Raw genomic sequence first — 18,179 nt, forward strand, 5'->3', positions numbered from 1 at the left:
TTTCTTCTTATAGTAAGATAATACCTGAAATCGAAAAATATTACATTCTTTTGCGAAAATAGCACATTCGGAGATGGTAGTTTATGTGTAATTTTGTCATCTGTAAAATAGTTTGTCAACTTAAAATTTGATAATATGAAAGCAGCAGCATTACTCTCATTTTCTTTGCTTTGTTTCTCTTGCAGTCAGCAGACTGATAAGATTGACCTGGCCGGCTCGTGGACATTTTCTACGGACAGCATGGACTGGAGCCGGGTGATTGAACTGCCGGGTTCAATGGCTTCCAATGGTTTTGGGGAAGATATTGCCGTGGGTACTGATTGGACGGGCGGTATTGTGGATTCTTCTTATTTCTTTAAACCTTCGTATGCCAAATACCGTGAGGCAGGAAATATCAAGGTACCTTTCTGGCTTCAGCCGGTAAAATATTACAAGGGTAAGGCGTGGTATCAGAAAGAGGTGGTGATTCCGGACAGTTGGGAAGGAAAGGACATTTCTCTCTTTTTGGAACGATGCCATTGGGAGAGCCGTTTGTATATAGACGGAAAGGAAATCGGCATGCAAAATGCTTTGGGGGCGCCCCATCGTTATGACCTGACAGGCAAGCTTTCAGCAGGGAAACATGTGTTGATGCTGTGTGTAGACAATCGGGTGAAAAACATTGATCCGGGGGAGAACTCACATAGTATTTCCGACCATACACAAGGAAACTGGAACGGGGTGGTAGGCGATATGTTCCTGGAAGTAAAGCCGGAAGTGAATGTGTCTTCCGTCAAGATTATGCCGGAGCGTCTGGCTAAGAAAGTCAGTGTGTCGGCTTCCTTGATGAACCGTTATGAAAAAGATGCCAATGTGGTACTGGAGATGACGGTAGGTAATGAAAAAGTACAGCAACAATGTACGTTGAAGCCGGGCGAAAATCAAGTGATGATGTCGCTGGCCATGAAGGGAGACATTAAGTGCTGGGATGAGTTTTCTCCATCCTTATATGATTTGAAGCTGAGTGTGAAGGATGCGGATAGCGGTGAAACGGATGTCTATGCGGAACGTTTTGGTTTCCGTGATGTGAAGGTGAAAGACGGCAAACTCACCATCAACGACCGCCGTTTGTTCCTGCGTGGTACGCTGGATTGTGCCGTATTTCCGAAGACCGGTTTCCCGCCCACGGATGTAGAATCCTGGAAAAAGATTTATACCACCTGTCGGCAGCACGGACTGAACCATGTGCGCTTCCATTCCTGGTGTCCGCCCGAAGCTGCTTTTGCAGCTGCCGATGGGATGGGTATGTACCTGGAGATAGAATGTTCTTCCTGGGCTAACCAGTCGACTACCATTGGCGATGGAGGCGATCTGGACCGCTTTATCTGGGAGGAAAGTGAACGCATCGTCCGTGAGTTTGGTAACCATCCTTCTTTCTGCATGATGATGTACGGTAACGAACCGGCTGGTGAGGGAAGTAATGCCTATCTGACTAATTTTGTTACTACCTGGAAAGAGCGCGATGCCCGCCGTTTATATTGTTCGGGTGCCGGATGGCCCAATTTGCCGGTTAACGACTTCTTGAGCGATTCCAATCCTCGTATTCAGGCGTGGGGACAAGGTGTGAAGAGTATTATCAACGCACAGGCTCCGCGTACCGACTATGACTGGTCAGAATACATCGGACGTTTCCAGCAGCCGATGGTGAGCCACGAAATCGGGCAGTGGTGTGTATATCCCAACTTCAAGGAAATGGCCAAATACGACGGGGTGATGCGCCCGCGTAATTTTGAGATATTCCAGGAAACACTGGCTGAAAACGGTATGGCACATTTGGCTGACAGCTTCCTGCTGGCTTCCGGAAAATTGCAGGCGTTGTGTTATAAGGCCGATATCGAAGCTGCTTTGCGTACAAAAGACTTCGGTGGATTCCAGTTACTGGGCTTGTCTGATTTCCCGGGGCAGGGTACGGCTTTGGTAGGAGTGCTCGATGCGTTCTGGGAAGAAAAAGGCTACATCCGTCCGGAAGAATACCGTCGTTTCTGTAATAGTACGGTACCATTACTGCGCTTGCCGAAGTTGATTTATACCAACCAGGAAACGGTGAAAGGAAGTCTGGAAGTGGCACATTTCGGAGCTGCTCCGCTGGAGGTGACTTCTACTGTCTGGACCCTGAAAACAAAAGAAGGAAAGACAATTGCTTCGGGCACGCTGGCACACCAGCCGGTAGGTATCGGCAATTGTATTCCGTTGGGGCAGCTGGAGATTCCATTGGATAAGGTGGACGTCCCTTCATGTCTGACACTGGAAGCTACATTGGGAGATTACGCCAACAGCTGGCACATCTGGGTATATCCTGCTGCGGTACAGAAAGTAGCTGATGAAGCACAATTGCTGATGACCGACCGTCTGGATGCAAAAGCTTTGCAACGTCTTCAGGAAGGTGGCAACGTACTGCTTTCTTTACGGAAAGGCTCCTTGCCTGCCGAAGCGGGAGGCGAAGTAGTGATAGGTTTCTCTAGCATCTTCTGGAACACGGCCTGGACGCTGGGACAAGCACCGCACACACTGGGTATCCTGTGTAACCCCGCTCATCCGGCACTTTCAGAGTTCCCTACAGAGTATTACAGTGATTATCAGTGGTGGGATGCCATGAGCCATTCCGGTGCCATCGAAGTGGTCAAGATTGATAAAAACTTGCAGCCGATTGTACGAGTTATCGACGACTGGTTTACGAACCGTCCGCTGGCTTTGTTGTTCGAAGTGAAGGTGGGTAAGGGTAAATTGCTTGTGTCAGGAATTGATTTCTGGCAGGATATGGACAAGCGTACGGAAGCCCGTCAGTTACTCTACAGCTTGAAGAAATATATGTGCGGTAATCGCTTCAATCCCTCTTCTGAAGTCGATGCGAAAGATTTAAGTATTTTGTTTTCCATTAAAAATCAAAAATAACCATAGAAACTTCATTTTTTCCTGCAAACTTGGGATAGTTCTTCTACCTTTGTTTGCAGGTTTTTTTCACAAGAACAGAAACAATGAAAAGCACAACGCATCTTATTTTAGGAATGCTGGCCTTGACTTTCGGAATGGAGTCGAAGGCGCAGATTCAACTTCCGTCGGTTTTTTCTGATGGAATGGTGTTACAACAAAACAGTAAGGTAGCTGTATGGGGATGGGGAAATCCGTCTGAAACCCTGATGATTCTTTCCGGATGGAATCCGGGAGACACAGTACGTACGGTAGTCGATAATCAGGGACGCTGGAAAGCAGAGGTGCCAACCGGGCGTGCCGGAGGTCCGTATACGCTTGAAGTGAAAGGTGGAAACGACAGTCGGAAAGTGTCGGATGTGATGCTGGGTGAAGTCTGGCTGTGCAGCGGACAATCGAACATGGAATGGTCGGCCAATATGGGAATCATGAATGGCGAGCAGGAGGTGAAACAGGCCGCTTGCCCGTCTGTGCGTATCTTTCATAATCCCAAGCAAGGAGCCGATACACCTCAGACCGACTGCCGCACGAAGTGGGAGGTGGCTACTCCCGAAAGTATGCGCAAGACCAGTGCTACTGCCTACTTCTTTGCCCGCTACCTGACGGAACACCTGAAAGTACCTGTAGGCATTTTAGTCTCTGCTTGGGGAGGTACACCGGCTGAAGTGTGGACACCGGCTGAAATCGTGGAAAAAGACGAGATACTTTCAAAGAACAAATTAAAAGACTATCCCTGGTGGCCGATTAAGCCGGGAGTATTGTACAATCAGATGATTCATCCGCTGGTGCCTTATCAGATAGCTGGATGCATCTGGTATCAGGGAGAAAGCAACCATGAGAATGCACCGTCGTATGCCCGTCTGGTATCTAAGATGGTGGAGGCCTGGCGAAAAGATTTCGGATGGGACTTTCCGTTCTATTACGTGCAGATTGCGCCTCATACGTACGGAGCGAAGAACAACACCCCGGCTTTATTGCGTGAACAGCAGGAACTCATGCTGGGGCAGGTAAAGAATACTGCCATGATCAATATTTCCGATTTGGTGGAGAATGTAAAAGACATTCATCCGCGTAATAAGCGTGCCATCGGAGAACGTCTGGCTTGTCTGGCTATGGACAAAGTTTACGGTCAGTTTGCCGGTGCTTACGAGAGTCCGCGTTTGCATGAAGCCCAGGTAGTGAAGCGAAACCTGGAAGTCACGTTGGAGGGTAATTTCAATACCTTGCATTCCACCACCAAAGAGGTGACAGGTCTGACGGTCGTAGACGGTACAGGGAAACAGGTTGCAGTCAATGCCCGCTTGAAAGGCAGGACCTTGCAGATTCCCCTGCGAGGATTGAAAGCACCTTATCAGGTATATTATTGTTTTGATGAAGCTACCATTGGCAGTCTCCGTACAGAGGCAGGTATGCCGGTGCTTCCATTCCGTACAGAAAAAATAGAAGTGAAATGAAAAAGTGGTTATGTATGTTAGTCTGCTGCCTGTCTGTTTATGTGCAGGCACAGGTATGGACTTTAAAAGAGAAAGAGCCGGCTGCCCCCGGCACATGGTGGTGTTTCCGTAATACGGTAACGCTGGAAGAATTACCCCGTTCACTGGAACTGTGCCTAGCTGCCGATACGAAATACTGGCTCTGGGTGAACGGCGAGTTACAGGTGTCGGAAGGAGGATTGAAACGTGGTCCGAACCCTTCGGATACCTATTGCGATGTGATTACTTCGCTTCCTGCCTTGCGTGCGGGCGAGAATACCGTAGCCTTGCTGGTGTGGTACTTTGGCAAGGATGGTTTCAGCCATCGCAATTCCCCTACGGCAGGCATCAGTTTCTCCCTTTTCTGCGACGGCAAGGAAGTGGAACCCGATGCAAAATGGCGGGTGAAAAAGCATCCGGCCTATTATGTGCCGCAGGGTGAACAGCCCAACTATCGTCTGGCAGAGTCAAATATCGGGTTCGACGCAGTGAAAGACATACCTTTCATGTCGCCCGAGTATAATGACAAGAAATGGAAGAAGGCCACGGAAATATCACTGGAAAAAGCCGGATGGAATCAGCTGGTAAACCGTCCCATTCCGTTCTGGAAAGACTACGGGCTGAAGCCTTATGCAAAAACAGAGATGCAGGGCGATACGCTGCTGCGGGCTTACCTGCCTTACAATGCACAGATTACTCCCTACATCCGACTGAAAGCACCGGCAGGTAAATGCATCCGTATCCGTACGGACAATTACCGGGGAGGTTCGGCCACCAACGTATTTGCCGAGTATCGCACGTGTGAAGGAGAACAGACATTCGAATGCAAGGGCTGGATGAACGGCCATTATGTACAGTATGAATTGCCGGAAGGCGTGGAAGTGCTTGATGTGAAATACCGTGAAACGGGCTACGACACCTCCTTTGCCGGAAGCTTCTCCTGCGATGACCCGATGCTCACCCGCTTGTGGGACAAGTCGCAGCGTACGCTCTACATCACCATGCGCGACACTTATATGGACTGTCCCGACCGCGAGCGTGCCCAATGGTGGGGCGATGTGGTGAACGAGTTAGGCGAAGCTTTCTATGCCCTCGACGAAAAGGCTCATTTGCTGACCCGCAAGGGTATCCATGAGCTGATGGGATGGCAGCGGGCCGACAGCACCATCTTTGCACCTGTTCCAGCCGGAAACTATAAGGATGAACTGCCCATGCAGATGCTGGCCAGTGTAAGCCATTACGGTTTCTGGACCTACTACATGGGTACGGGCGACCGTCAGACTATTGCCGACGTACTTCCGCGGGTAAAGAAATACATCCACGTTTGGAAAACGGATGCTCAAGGGCTGGTGATACCTCGTTCTGGCGGATGGACCTGGGGCGACTGGGGAGAAAACAAGGACATGACCCTGTTGTTCAACCTCTGGTATGTGATTGCCTTGAAGGGATACGAAGAAATGAATCAATTGGCTGGCGAGGCAGAAGAAGCCGCTTGGGCACGCACCACCGCCGACAAGCTGCGTAAAGTGTTCCACCGTACGTTCTGGAACGGAAAATACTACATCTCTCCGGGCTATCAGGGCAAACCCGATGACCGTGCGCAGGCACTGGCCGTCGTATCCGGAGTCTTGCCCAAAGAACTGTATCCGGTGATTCGTCCCTTCTTCTCCACCTGGTATCACGCCAGTCCGTACATGGAGAAATATGTGCTCGAAGCTCTTTGCACGATGGGCTATTATCAGGACGCCCTGAACCGCATGAAACTGCGTTATCGCGCTATGATAGAAAGTCCGCTGACCACGCTGTGGGAAGGCTGGGGCATCGGCAGTGAAGGCTTCGGAGGCGGTACCTACAACCACGCATGGAGCGGTGGGCCGCTGACCATCCTTTCACAATACATCGCCGGCATTGAAACGCTGGAACCGGCTTTCCGTACATTCCGTGTGGCACCTCATCCGGCACATTTGAGCTTCATCCGCACTCAGGTACCGTTGTCGGGCGGTCGTCGCATCGTATTTGAAATGGACAAGTCGGCTCACAGTGGAACCATGTACCTGCGGGTACCGGAAGGAACTTCTGCACAGGTAGTGCTTCCTGCCGAATTCCAACGCTGGAGTGTGAATGGCGAACCGAAAAACGAACGTCAGCTGATGCTGTCTGCTGGAGAATGGCATTTTGAAATGAGCGAGAAATAGTTTTGTTTTTAATTATCCAAATGGAAAGGCCGGGAGTCGGGAGACTTTCGGCCTTTTTGCGTTTAGGTGGAGAGTTAATCAGGAAGGTTTGGGAAGCCTTGTAAACTTTTCAAGAAGCCGATGAATGAGATGGTAAAGTAAGTCTGGAGAAACTTGAATCAACTTGGGCCATTTCTTAAAAATATAGTTAAATTTACCTCGACACGTACGTGACGAGGTCTTGATACGTTCGTGCTGATGTCTCGACACGTACGTGCGGAGAGGTTGACACGTTCGTGTTGAGGTATTTATATGTAAGTGTTTAGGAATTTTCTTAATGAAGTTTTAGAAGTTTGGCAAATGGCTATTGATAAAAATAAATTTAGGGAGCAAGCATTATTTTTATAATTTATCAGTATATTTGCCATATACGCCAATAAAAGGATACATAATGAAAGATATAAATAGAATAAAAGTCGTCTTGGTAGAGCAAAAGAAAACGGGTAAATGGCTTGCGGAGCAGTTAGGAAAAGATCCGTCTACTGTATCTAAATGGTGTTCTAATAAAATGCAACCCTCATTGGAAATGTTGATGCAAATTGCAGAGAAATTGGATGTTGATGTCAGATGCTTAATTGTAACTACTAAGGCATGAGTATGGGAACAAATTTTTTTACTAATGAGAAAGAGAATACTCTCCTTGAAAAAATAGAAGGAGTCTTCAAATATAAGAAAGTGCATTTCTTTGATGCACTTGTAGGATATTTCAGAGCTTCCGGATATTTTAGAATTCGAAAGTTTATACAACAAACTCCACATATTAGAATCTTGGTAGGCATCAATGTAGACAAGCTGACTTATCAGGCCAATCAACAGGGACTGCTTTTTAATCCAAACAATGAACAGTCGCAAGAGGAATTCTTCAATGACATAAAAAAGAATATCCAAGAGGCTAAGTATGACAAGGAAGTGGAAGACGGAATGTATCAGTTTATCGAAGATATTGTTTCCGGCAGGATTGAAATGCGTATTCATCCCAAGCAAAATATACATGCTAAGATTTATATCTTTCGTGAAGAAGTATATCATCCTCATGGTTATGGCTCGGTTATTACAGGTTCCAGTAATCTGACAGAAGCCGGACTGGAGAAAAATTTTGAATTTAATGTGGAACTCAGATATGACGACGATATTCAATTTGCTACAGAAACTTTTGAGAGGTTATGGGGCGAATCTGTTGCTATTGACATCAAGCATATAGAGAAGATAAAAAGAGAATCTTATCTGAATGCTGAATTTACTCCATACGAAGTTTATTTGAAGTTTCTTTTGGAATACTTTGGGCGCAGCATAGATTTCGATCCAAATTCTGTGTCAGACTTGCCTAAAGGCTATAAAAAATTATCTTATCAGGTTGATGCCGTAAATGATGGCTATTCAAAAATGATGAAACATAACGGATTTTTTCTATCCGATGTTGTTGGATTGGGAAAGACTATCGTTTCGGCTCTCATTGCCAAGAAATTTTTCTTTGCAAACGGATTCCCAATGCATCGCTCTCATACATTGATTATTGTACCTCCTGCCCTGAAAGAAGGATGGGAACGGACGATGATAGAATTCAAACTTGACAATTACAAAATTATCACAAATGGAAGCTTGCATAAAATAAAGGATCCATCACTTTATGATTTGGTAATCGTTGATGAAGCCCATAAATTCAGAAGTGATACAGCATCTATGTACAACGAGCTACAGAAGCTTTGCAAGACTAAAACCCTGCATGCTGATGGTAGCCTGCACGATAAGAAAGTGATACTTGTATCTGCAACTCCGCTGAATAACAAACCGGAAGATATAGCTAATTTGGTTTATCTGTTTCAGGATTCCAAAGACAGCACTTTGGAAGAAGGAAACTTACAGCGTTTCTTTCGTGAACAAATTGATAAATACAAGAAGGTTAAAAAGCAAAAAGATATAGAGCAAATTTCTAAAGATATAAAGGCTATTTACGAAAAGATTCGAACAAAGGTGGTTGAACCATTAACTGTGCGTCGTACACGTACAGATTTAATGGAAAACGAGGCATATCGGAAAGATTTGGAAGAACAGAATGTACATTTTCCCGATGTAAAGCCCCCTCATAAGATTTACTATCAGTTGGATGCAGAATTAGAAGCATTGTATGATAAAACAATCCATTATTTGGGAGGTAAAGAAGGTAATGTATTGAAATACTATCGCTATCAGGCCATTAAATATTTGGTTCCCCCAAAGAAAGCCAAGTATAAAAAAGCGGATATGATATCTATCCAGTTGGCAGGTATTATGAAAACATTGCTTGTCAAGCGGATAGACAGTAGTTTCTATGCTTTCAAACAATCTTTAAAAAGATACTATCAGGCCAACAAAGTCATGCTTGGTATGTTTGAAAAAGGCGTAATATATATAGCTCCTAATCTGAAGGTTAATGAATTATTAAGCGAAGGGAAAGAAGATGAGCTGATTAAACTGATAGAAGAGGCGCAATATACCGATCCGACGATTGAAATATGCGCTCCTGAAGACTTTGAGCTTGGGTTTAAGGAAGGCTTGGAAGATGACGGACATATTTTGGAAGAACTGGTAGAAGCATGGGATAAAATAACTTATGACCCGAAATTGGATATTTTTATAAATGAATATCTGAAAGGTAAACTATTTGATAAGTCCATTAATCAGGAAGGTAAGCTTGTCGTGTTTTCTGAAAGTAAGGAAACTACCAAATATTTATCAGATACATTGAAAGCAAACGGATTTAACCGTGTTTTGACTGTCCAAAGTGATAATCGTAACGACAAGATGCCTGTCCTTGAAGCTAATTTCGACGCCAATTATAAAGGAGAGAAAAAAAATGATTATAATATAGTCATTTCTACAGAGGTGCTGGCTGAAGGTGTAAACTTGCATCGTGCTAATGTAATTGTCAATTACGATACGCCTTGGAACTCTACCAGGCTGATGCAACGAATTGGGCGTGTAAACCGTATCGGAAGTACAGCTAAAGAAGTGCATATATTCAACTTCTTTCCTACAGCCAAGGTGAACAACGACATAGAGTTGGAGAAAAAAGCCAAGATGAAACTCTTTGCCTTTCATGCTGCTTTGGGTGAAGACAGTCAGATTTACTCCACAGATGAAAATCCGGAAAGTTTCGGATTATTTGATAAGAATGCAGATGAGGAAAGAGACGAGAAATTGCGGTATCTGATGTGGCTTAGAAAGTTGAAAGAGGATGATCCGGATTTAATAAAACAAATATGCAAAATGCCTTTAAGAGCACGCGTAGGAAGGAAAAGCAAACTTATTCCTATGAGTACCATTACGTTTATTCGAAATAAAAGGAGAGATGCCTTTACTTTCATTCGTGAAGACGGAAGCATAGAAGAACTTACTTTTCTGGAAGCAGTAAAAGAATTTGAGGCAAGAATAGAAGAGAAAGCCATTCCTTTGCATGACAAACATCATGAGCAAGTAGCAAAGGCAATAGAAGTATTTTCGGAGAAAGAAGAAGATGCAAAAGCCGTTACCAAGAAGATAGTTACAACCCAAGGTCCGAATGAGAAAAAAGCTTTGGCGTATCTTGATGGTTTCGTACATGTTCCTAACATAACAGATGAAGAATTAACTTTGATAGAAAAGGCGAAACGTGCTATTTCTACGGGAAGATTCCAACAGTTGCAACGGGATATAAACAAGTTACAAAGTGCCACTAAGAAAGCACCAGTAAAAATAGTTGTCCTTTTGGAACAGCTCATGAAAATCATAACGTCCTACCCGCTTGAACATATTGAGGTAAACACCCATGAAATTCCAGCCGTAAACCGTATAAAAGTGACAAAGGAATTAGTTCCGGAGATTATCATTTCCGAAAGTTTTAATCTTTAATTATTACAAGCATGACATCAAAAGAATTACAAAATAAGTTATCTGCTAGATTTGATTTCGAGCAATGGAAAGGCATATTGACAGAGATGTTTCCAAAGGTTGAGTTCTTCACTCGTGTTAATCAGGTTTCCCATGATTTGATTAAAGACGGAGGACAAGCAGGTTTGATTCGTCTGGATGATGATCGTTCATTAGCTATATACACTTTTGAAGTAAATGACAATGTTCTCATTAACCGTAATCGTAAAGGATTGCGTGAAATAACCGCAAGAACTATTGACCAGTCTGTCATTCATGGTGTTTTAGCTTTTTACTATTCAAAAAATGTATCAGATTATCGTCTGACTTTTATCGCAAAACAAACTTCATTCAATGAAGATGGTGAACTGATAAAAACAGAAACTGCACCTAAAAGATACACATTTCTTTTAGGTGAAAACGAACCGTGTAGAACTGCCTCAGAGCGTCTGTTTGAACTGATTTCAAAAAAGAAAACCACTTCTATTAAATTAGCAGATGTAATTGATGCATTCTCTGTTGAACGATTAAACAAAGAGTTCTTTGCCGGATACAAGGCTCAGTATAACAAATTTCTGCAACAACTTTCCGATAACAAACAGAATCGTGACTATGTCAAGAAACTGCTTGGGCGTTTGGTGTTTCTACAGTTCCTTCAGAAAAAAGGCTGGATGGGTGTTCCTGCTTCACGCTCGGATTGGGAAGGTGGAGATAAAAATTATCTCAGCCACCTGATTGAACGCTACGAAGGGAACGACCGTTTGTTAAGCGATGTTCTTGAATATTTATTTTTTAATACTTTGAATGAAAAACGTGAAGGAGATATAGCTGATGCTAGATTGGGAGAAAATATCAAAATTCCATACCTCAACGGAGGCTTATTTGAAAAGGACAGCATCGACAAACTGGATATAGATTTCCCATATTCCAATTTCAAAGAGCTTATGGATTTCTTCGCTATGTACAATTTCACCATCGATGAAAACGATCCGGACGATAGCGAGGTGGGTATCGATCCCGAAATGCTGGGCCATATCTTTGAAAATCTTTTGGAAGATAACAAAGATAAAGGTGCATTCTATACGCCTAAAGAGATTGTGCAGTATATGTGTCGCCAAAGTGTTCTACAATATTTGAAGACTCACGAATCTGATGAACAATATGCTGAACCGATAGAGCAATTAATAAATAATGGAATCGTTCTGCCTGTACTTCAGACTAAAAGTGTGGCATCTCGATTTATGCAACTACTCAAGGATGTAAAAGTATGTGACCCGGCTATTGGTTCCGGTGCATTTCCTATGGGCATTCTTTATGTGTTGTATCATGCTATCCATCATTTGCAATCGCATGCAGAACCGCATGGTAGCTTTAATTCTACCCAAACCAAACGAGATATTATTCAGAACAACATTTTCGGGGTTGATATTGAACAGGGGGCTGTTGATATTGCACGGTTGCGGTTTTGGTTGGCGTTGGTGGTCGATGCTGATGAGCCACAGCCACTGCCTAATTTGGATTATAAGATTACATGTGGAAATTCACAGATATGTAGATACTCATTAAATACTCCTATATCTGATGTGTTCGTAGAATATAATAGGCTAGGAAAAGAAAAAGCAAAAAAAGAGAATAGGCTGTGGAATGATTTTACATTGGAAAATTATAAAAATCTTGTTGTTGGATATACAGAAGAACATTATGATAAAACTGGATTAAGAGCTAAAATTAATGAAATAAAAAACTGTTTCAAAACAACCTTAGCAAAAGGAGATATAAAGAAAAGGCAATTGGCAGAAAAAAAAGTATATGATTATGAAGCGATGCCTTTATTTGGTGAACCATTAGCAAAAGAAGATCCAATAGGTTACTCTAGGGCAAAAAATGAATTGAAAAAATTGATAGAGAAAGAAAAAGAAATTTTGAGTAATAAGAAATACGAAAACTCTTTTGAATGGCGTTTTGAATATCCTCAGTTATTAGATGAGAATGGAGATTTTATGGGATTTGATATAATTATTGCAAACCCTCCATATATAAAAGAGGGGCGTATGTCAAAAACATTCTTTGAACCATATAAAGATTCTCCATATTATAAAGGAAAAATGGATATATGGTATCTTTTTGCTTGTAATGGGTTAGATCTTCTAAAGAGTAATGGAGTATTATGTTTCATCGCTACCAATAATTGGATTACTAGTTTTGGAGCGAGCAAATTAAGAGATAAAATTATAAAAGAAACAAGAATTTGTAATATCGTTGATTTTGGAGCTGTAATGATGTTTGAAAGTGCAAGTATTCAAACTATGATTATGATGTTTCAAAAAGACAAAGAGACTGATAATTATACATTTGATTATCGTAAATTAAAGTCGTATAAGGCAACGGAAAAAGAGGCTATAGCAATTTTGAATAATTCAAGTAGAGATAATAACCAAGCAGAATATTATACTCCAACAATAAGAAGAAATTATTTTTATAATACAATAATCTCATTTAGTAATAATACGAATATTTTAAATCTAATAGAAAATCACGATAAATATATAAGATTAAAGGACAATGAAATAATACAAGGCATTGTTCCTAATCCAGATGTTGTTAATAGTAGGAATATAAAATATATTCCAGAATATGAGATTATATCTAATAATATAAAAATAGGTGACGGAGTGTTTGTTGTTAATCACAATTACTTTTCTTCTCTAAAAGAGTGTGAGAAACAATATATAAAGGTTCTATATGAGCCTACAAATTGTCATAAATATTTTCTTGACAATGATATAACAAAAGATATAATTTACATAACAAAAACTAATTATAAAGGTGATGCTCCATATATATTACAACATTTGTGGAAGTATCGTTTTATAATGGAACAACGTCGAGAAAATAAAAATGGAAGGTTAGACTATTATCATTTACATTGGCCTCGTGAGGAATCATTTTTTAAACAGTCCGAAAAGATATTGGTACCAAGGAAGTGCGCCTTTCCAATATTTGCATATACAAATAAAGAAACCTATGTAATGATGGCTATTAATATAATCCAGACCAAAAGGATTAATTTGAAATACTTAACTGGATTATTAAATTCAAAATTGATTGAATTCTGGCTTAAAAATAAGGGAAAAATGCAGGGCGCAAATTATCAGTTAGATAAAGAACCTCTACAACAAATTCCTATAGCAGTGCCATCAATTGAAATACAAACTATAATTGCAAATTTGGTTGATACAATTATACTGTTAAATAGTACAGATAAACGGGCAAGCGATCTTGTTCTGAACTCATATATTTCTTCTAATTTTGAGAAGTTAATAAATGGATGTATTTATGAAATATATCTTCCTGAAGAAATGCCAACGATTTCAGTAATAACAGTGTTGAAAAATTTTGCGGAAAAACTTAAACATATCAATATACAAGATATTTGGGATTTATATATGAATATTGATTCAACTGGCATCATAGAAACTATTGATTCTTTAGCATTGTCAGAATCAGAAACATTAAGAACTATAATACTATCTTAAATATGGCTACTATAACTAAAATTGAAATAGATGGATTCAAAGCATTTCCTAATAATTTTTCTATAGATTTACTAGATGGTAAAAACCTCTTGATTTATGGAGAAAATGGAAGTGGAAAATCTTCTTTATATTATGCTTTACATGTTTTAATGCAAAGTGTATTTAAGGATGACAAAGGTGCTAAGTATTTTAAACCAGGAGATACTAATGGTGAAGAATTCATTCCTAACAATGAACAATTAATTAATATCAATAGGTTTGATGAAGCAAAGGCTAATACTTATACTCCCAATATACGTATTACGTTTGATGATGGAAAAATATGGAAACTAGATAATGGTGGGCTACAACCTGAGAATGGTGGAAGTGAGAGTGATATTAGAATGTTAAATAAATATTCTGCATTTATCAACCATTCTTATATATCACGTTTTCATGCAGCAAGAAACTCGGAAGAGATTAATTTATGGAATGTTTTTTACAAAGATATTCTTCCATTTTATGTACCTGCAGGAACATCTGATTTTTTGGCTGATTTATATGACAATGTGAAAAGAGAATACAATGGAGGTGTTGATATAAAGAATAAAGCATTTCAAGATCAAATAACTAAATTCAATGATTTGTTAAACAAGTACATTGACAGGATTAATATAAGAATTAATTCTATCTATAATGACAATTTCAAGAATGAAGGAGATAAAGATCTTAATATCAAATTGATTTATTACAGCAAAGATCATCCAGACAATGTATTAAAAGAGCAATATTATCTCTTTTGTGAGAAAAATACGAATGGGGCAAATATGTTCTATCCTCCTAAAATTGGTATAGAAATAAAAGAGGCTGGACTTTTAATATATAAGCCGCAATCATATTTTAATGAAGCGAAACTAACAGCTATTGCTTTGGCTGTTAGATTTGCGGCAATGTCAACTACTGCAATAACGTCAGGTTCTTTTTTGGCTCTTGATGATATGCTCATTAGTCTCGATATGAGCAATCGGATGAAAATTATTAAATAGTCGTCCCTTAAAAAGTGCCCATCTGCGGAATATTGTACGGAAACAGTATCCCGCAGATTTTTTCAATAAGCCACAAAAGAGTCCTCATGGCTCTTTTGAAGTTGTATGCGGCGGCAGCTAAAAGCAGATTGACAGTATCACCGAATACCCCTTTATAAAAGTTGCGTCCTAAACGAAAATCTGATTTCAAATGCCCGATAGTCGGCTCTATTCCCGCACGCTTGCAGAAAAGCTTATGTTTCTTCCTGCGGGTATAATAACTGTCTTTCCGGTTTGGAACATCAGGTATCAATATTTGAGTGCCGCAAACTTCTTTCTTTCCCCTGTAACCCCTGTCTCCTGCCAGTCTCCTGATTCTCTTTCCGGTAATTCGTTTCACCTGTAAGAGGGAGTCTTCAATGGTGTGTCCGTCATATTCGTTCCGGAAGGACTTGGCCCCCAGGATAATTCCGGTAATTGAGCGGATGATTGAGACCTTGTTCCCAAATTCGTACTTCTTATGTTCCTTCCCCTTGCTGATACACTGTACTTCCGGCTCATGCAGGGAATAGATTTTCCCCGGAGAGTTACGTTTCTGTGAAAGAACCCGCTCAAAGAGGGCGAGCTGAGAGTCATAGTCATGGTTTCCACTCAGGTTACGCTTCAGTTCCCTGACAAGCCTTCCCGCAATGGTGCGTAGCCGTCTGTCGGCCTTCAGTGCCTTGCTGCGGTTTTTCGGATGGTTACGGAAGCGTTGGTCACGGTAAATCTTCTTAAGGGTGAAAGTGTAGCTCTGGCGCAAAGGAAGGTCTAAGGATTTTACGATGGACAACACTTTGCGGATTATCTTTTTATGCAACTTGGCATCCGTGGGATAAGTCACGTTCTTTTCCTGTACCGTGGAGTCGATGAAGGCCGTGTCGTGATGGTCCCGGTCATCATCCTGTTGATTGACACGTATGCTTTCTGACAGAATCAGTTCCAAACCCTTCTCACCGATACGCTTGCGGAAGTGTACCAGTTCGCTTGCATTGCAGGGATAGGATGGCGTGAACTCCAACATACCGCAAAAGTACTGGTAATAAGCATTCTCACTCCATTGCTCAACAACCGATTCATCGGAAAGGTTACGGACATGTTTAAGAATCAGAAGTCCGCACATCAAACGGACGGGTTTGGCAGGACGCCCGTTGTCTGCACAATACAGCGGAGAGAAAGCTTCCTCGAAACGGTGCCAGTCAATCTTGTCGGCAAGCAGATACAAGGGATGCTTTTGGTTCAGTTGGTCTGCCAACGAACTGAACAGAGAGGGCTGGGACAAGGTGGTTTTTATCATATTATCTGCAAGTTTTCAACCATAAAGGTACAAAAACTTGCAGATATATCAAAGAAATTTAGCCATTAATATATTGACTATTAGCAGGAAAAGGGTACTTTAAGGGACGACTAAATATTTACTTGACGTAGTTGCCCTAAAATATAAATTATATGTGTTTACTCATGATAGACTTTTTTATCATACGTTAAAACGTATAATTGAAACTCAATATAAAAGTTCTGAATGGTTATTTGGAGGAATATATATTAATGATTCTATTACGCCAAATGAACCAAATTATGTGCCTGACAATAAAACAAAAATCGAAAAAATTGAGGATGCATATAAATGTCATGACTATTTTCTTTGTGGAACTCTCCTTAGGCAAGAATGTGAACGTTGTTTAGAAGAATTGCTACCTGACTCGTATAGAGTTAAAGAAGATCCAAGGACAAGAATAAGCAGTCCCAAAAATTTGGATGAACAAATAGCTTCGCTTGAAGAGTTTTGTCGTTTAGAGAAAATTGATTACGCTCCGTTTAAGGATTTAAAATCATACAAAGATTTATTCTTGAATTCTACTGCCCATAATGATATTACTTCACCATTTTATCGGAATGAAGTTAAAATATGTAAGCAGGCTATTACATTACTTACTCAAATAAATAGAGCAAAGATAATAAAATGTAAACAAGATTTCTATTTTGAGTATCAATCTCTAGATGGCAAAAATTGTCTTGTCTCTATGAGAAGGAGAGAACCAATCAAATTATTAGAATACAATGGACAACAGCGCATTTCTTATTATAGCAAATGTGAAATCCGCAAAATGGTAGTTGATGGAACTAATACAGTATTAAACGAAGGATTTAATTCAATATATCAAGCGTATTTTTATGTGTGTCAGAACTATAATTGTCCTTCTAACTTAGTATTGCTAGACATATTAAAAGACAGGGATGGTTATTTAAAAGACAAAATATAATGAGAAAACTAAGTTTTGATTCGACACCAACGTTAAAAGGTATTGTATTTCAGTTTCTTGTCGCATTAGATAGATGTTTTGAAATGCAGGAGGGAGAGTCTGTTTTTATTGAAACGTTTGGCGATGTTTCTGTGTTGGGTGGGGATAATCCTACACAGATTGAATCAAAATGTTATAAAACAGATTTAACCGATTTAGATGAGAATGTTTGGAATACTATTCATAATTGGATGCGAGATGATTTTCCTATAGAAAAGTTTAGTTCATTATTTTTGCTAACAACTCAAAAGGCAGGAAAAAAATCCGAATGGGGAAGTTGGAATAAAAAAGGATTAGAGGATAAATTAAAGACGCTTAATCGCATAAAAGAATATTTTGATAAAAAGAAGAAGAAGTCTGAGAAACTGAAATCAATGATGGATGCCATATTTGATGCATCGAAAAGTAAACGATTGGCAGAAATCGCCAAAAAGCTATTTATTGATTGTTTGGATACAAATGACGAACAGTACTATAAGAGCCTCTTAAATAGGGACAAATCGATTCCAAAGATTCAAAGAAATAAATATATTAATTCTTTACTTGGATGGATTATCAGACCACAAAAAAAATGGACTATTTCCAATGAAGATTTTGAGAAAGAAGCGCAGGAAATTGCTGAAAAATTAAGAAAAAACACTGTAGTGTTTCCAGATAAATTACAATTAACAAATATAAAGAACGAAGAATATGAAGAAAATTCAGCTGTTGAAAAATAAAAGATATAGAATATGACGAA

General features: G+C 40.5%; 10 protein-coding genes. 9 read left to right on the forward strand and 1 reads right to left on the reverse strand.

Translation table 11 applies throughout. From position 1 onward, the window contains the following. The first annotated feature begins 135 nt into the window (after nt 1-135). The 7 genes from BACPLE_RS07190 to BACPLE_RS07220 all read left to right on the forward strand — a co-directional run bounded on the left by BACPLE_RS07190 (nt 136) and on the right by BACPLE_RS07220 (nt 15,119). The gene (locus BACPLE_RS07190; protein WP_007560333.1) at nt 136-2,931 is read left to right on the forward strand and encodes a sugar-binding domain-containing protein; all 2,796 of its coding nucleotides are present in this window, start codon (nt 136-138) and stop codon (nt 2,929-2,931) included. Between the two features lie 83 nt (nt 2,932-3,014). Continuing rightward, complete coding sequence (locus tag BACPLE_RS07195) at nt 3,015-4,421, forward strand: sialate O-acetylesterase (RefSeq protein ID WP_007560336.1); 1,407 nt, start codon at nt 3,015-3,017, stop codon at nt 4,419-4,421. Then, nucleotides 4,418-6,634: an alpha-L-rhamnosidase-related protein gene (locus tag BACPLE_RS07200; RefSeq protein WP_007560337.1), complete on the forward strand. Its 2,217-nt coding sequence runs from the start codon at nt 4,418-4,420 to the stop codon at nt 6,632-6,634. Before BACPLE_RS07195 ends, BACPLE_RS07200 begins: the two co-directional genes overlap by 4 nt. A 430-nt stretch (nt 6,635-7,064) precedes the next feature. Then, on the forward strand, nt 7,065-7,268 hold the full coding sequence (locus BACPLE_RS07205) for a helix-turn-helix transcriptional regulator (protein WP_007560339.1): 204 nt from the start codon (nt 7,065-7,067) through the stop codon (nt 7,266-7,268). A 2-nt stretch (nt 7,269-7,270) separates the two neighbouring features. Continuing rightward, nucleotides 7,271-10,540 carry a helicase-related protein gene (locus BACPLE_RS07210; protein WP_040312618.1) on the forward strand — a complete coding sequence of 1,090 codons (3,270 nt, stop codon included), beginning with the start codon at nt 7,271-7,273 and terminating at the stop codon, nt 10,538-10,540. An 11-nt stretch (nt 10,541-10,551) separates the two neighbouring features. After that, on the forward strand, nt 10,552-14,094 hold the full coding sequence (locus BACPLE_RS07215; protein WP_007560343.1) for an Eco57I restriction-modification methylase domain-containing protein: 3,543 nt from the start codon (nt 10,552-10,554) through the stop codon (nt 14,092-14,094). 2 nt (nt 14,095-14,096) lie between these two features. Further along, a complete protein-coding gene (locus BACPLE_RS07220) occupies nt 14,097-15,119 on the forward strand; it encodes an ATP-binding protein (protein ID WP_007560345.1) in 1,023 nt (340 codons plus the stop codon). Nucleotides 15,120-15,126: 7 nt separating this feature from the next. Here BACPLE_RS07220 and BACPLE_RS07225 read toward each other — a convergent pair whose 3' ends face one another. Further along, the gene (locus tag BACPLE_RS07225) at nt 15,127-16,434 is read right to left on the reverse strand and encodes an IS5-like element ISBpl1 family transposase (RefSeq protein ID WP_007560346.1); all 1,308 of its coding nucleotides are present in this window, start codon (nt 16,432-16,434) and stop codon (nt 15,127-15,129) included. Between the two features lie 154 nt (nt 16,435-16,588). Here BACPLE_RS07225 and BACPLE_RS07230 point away from each other — a divergent pair, with 154 nt between their 5' ends. Next, nucleotides 16,589-17,401 carry a hypothetical protein gene (locus tag BACPLE_RS07230; RefSeq protein ID WP_007560348.1) on the forward strand — a complete coding sequence of 271 codons (813 nt, stop codon included), beginning with the start codon at nt 16,589-16,591 and terminating at the stop codon, nt 17,399-17,401. Further along, the gene (locus BACPLE_RS07235) at nt 17,401-18,159 is read left to right on the forward strand and encodes a hypothetical protein (protein WP_007560350.1); all 759 of its coding nucleotides are present in this window, start codon (nt 17,401-17,403) and stop codon (nt 18,157-18,159) included. Before BACPLE_RS07230 ends, BACPLE_RS07235 begins: the two co-directional genes overlap by 1 nt. Nucleotides 18,160-18,179 lie beyond the last annotated feature (20 nt).

This window comes from Phocaeicola plebeius DSM 17135, assembly GCF_000187895.1.
GTDB classification, from domain to species: Bacteria; Bacteroidota; Bacteroidia; order Bacteroidales; family Bacteroidaceae; genus Phocaeicola; species Phocaeicola plebeius.

Coding starts and splice junctions, on each gene's coding strand:
- BACPLE_RS07215 (WP_007560343.1), top strand. CDS start 10,552: ATGACATCAAAAGAATTACAAAATAAGTTATCTGCTAGATTTGATTTC.
- BACPLE_RS07220 (WP_007560345.1), top strand. CDS start 14,097: ATGGCTACTATAACTAAAATTGAAATAGATGGATTCAAAGCATTTCCT.
- BACPLE_RS07195 (WP_007560336.1), top strand. CDS start 3,015: ATGAAAAGCACAACGCATCTTATTTTAGGAATGCTGGCCTTGACTTTC.
- BACPLE_RS07190 (WP_007560333.1), top strand. CDS start 136: ATGAAAGCAGCAGCATTACTCTCATTTTCTTTGCTTTGTTTCTCTTGC.
- BACPLE_RS07225 (WP_007560346.1), bottom strand. CDS start 16,434: ATGATAAAAACCACCTTGTCCCAGCCCTCTCTGTTCAGTTCGTTGGCA.
- BACPLE_RS07200 (WP_007560337.1), top strand. CDS start 4,418: ATGAAAAAGTGGTTATGTATGTTAGTCTGCTGCCTGTCTGTTTATGTG.
- BACPLE_RS07210 (WP_040312618.1), top strand. CDS start 7,271: ATGGGAACAAATTTTTTTACTAATGAGAAAGAGAATACTCTCCTTGAA.
- BACPLE_RS07235 (WP_007560350.1), top strand. CDS start 17,401: ATGAGAAAACTAAGTTTTGATTCGACACCAACGTTAAAAGGTATTGTA.
- BACPLE_RS07205 (WP_007560339.1), top strand. CDS start 7,065: ATGAAAGATATAAATAGAATAAAAGTCGTCTTGGTAGAGCAAAAGAAA.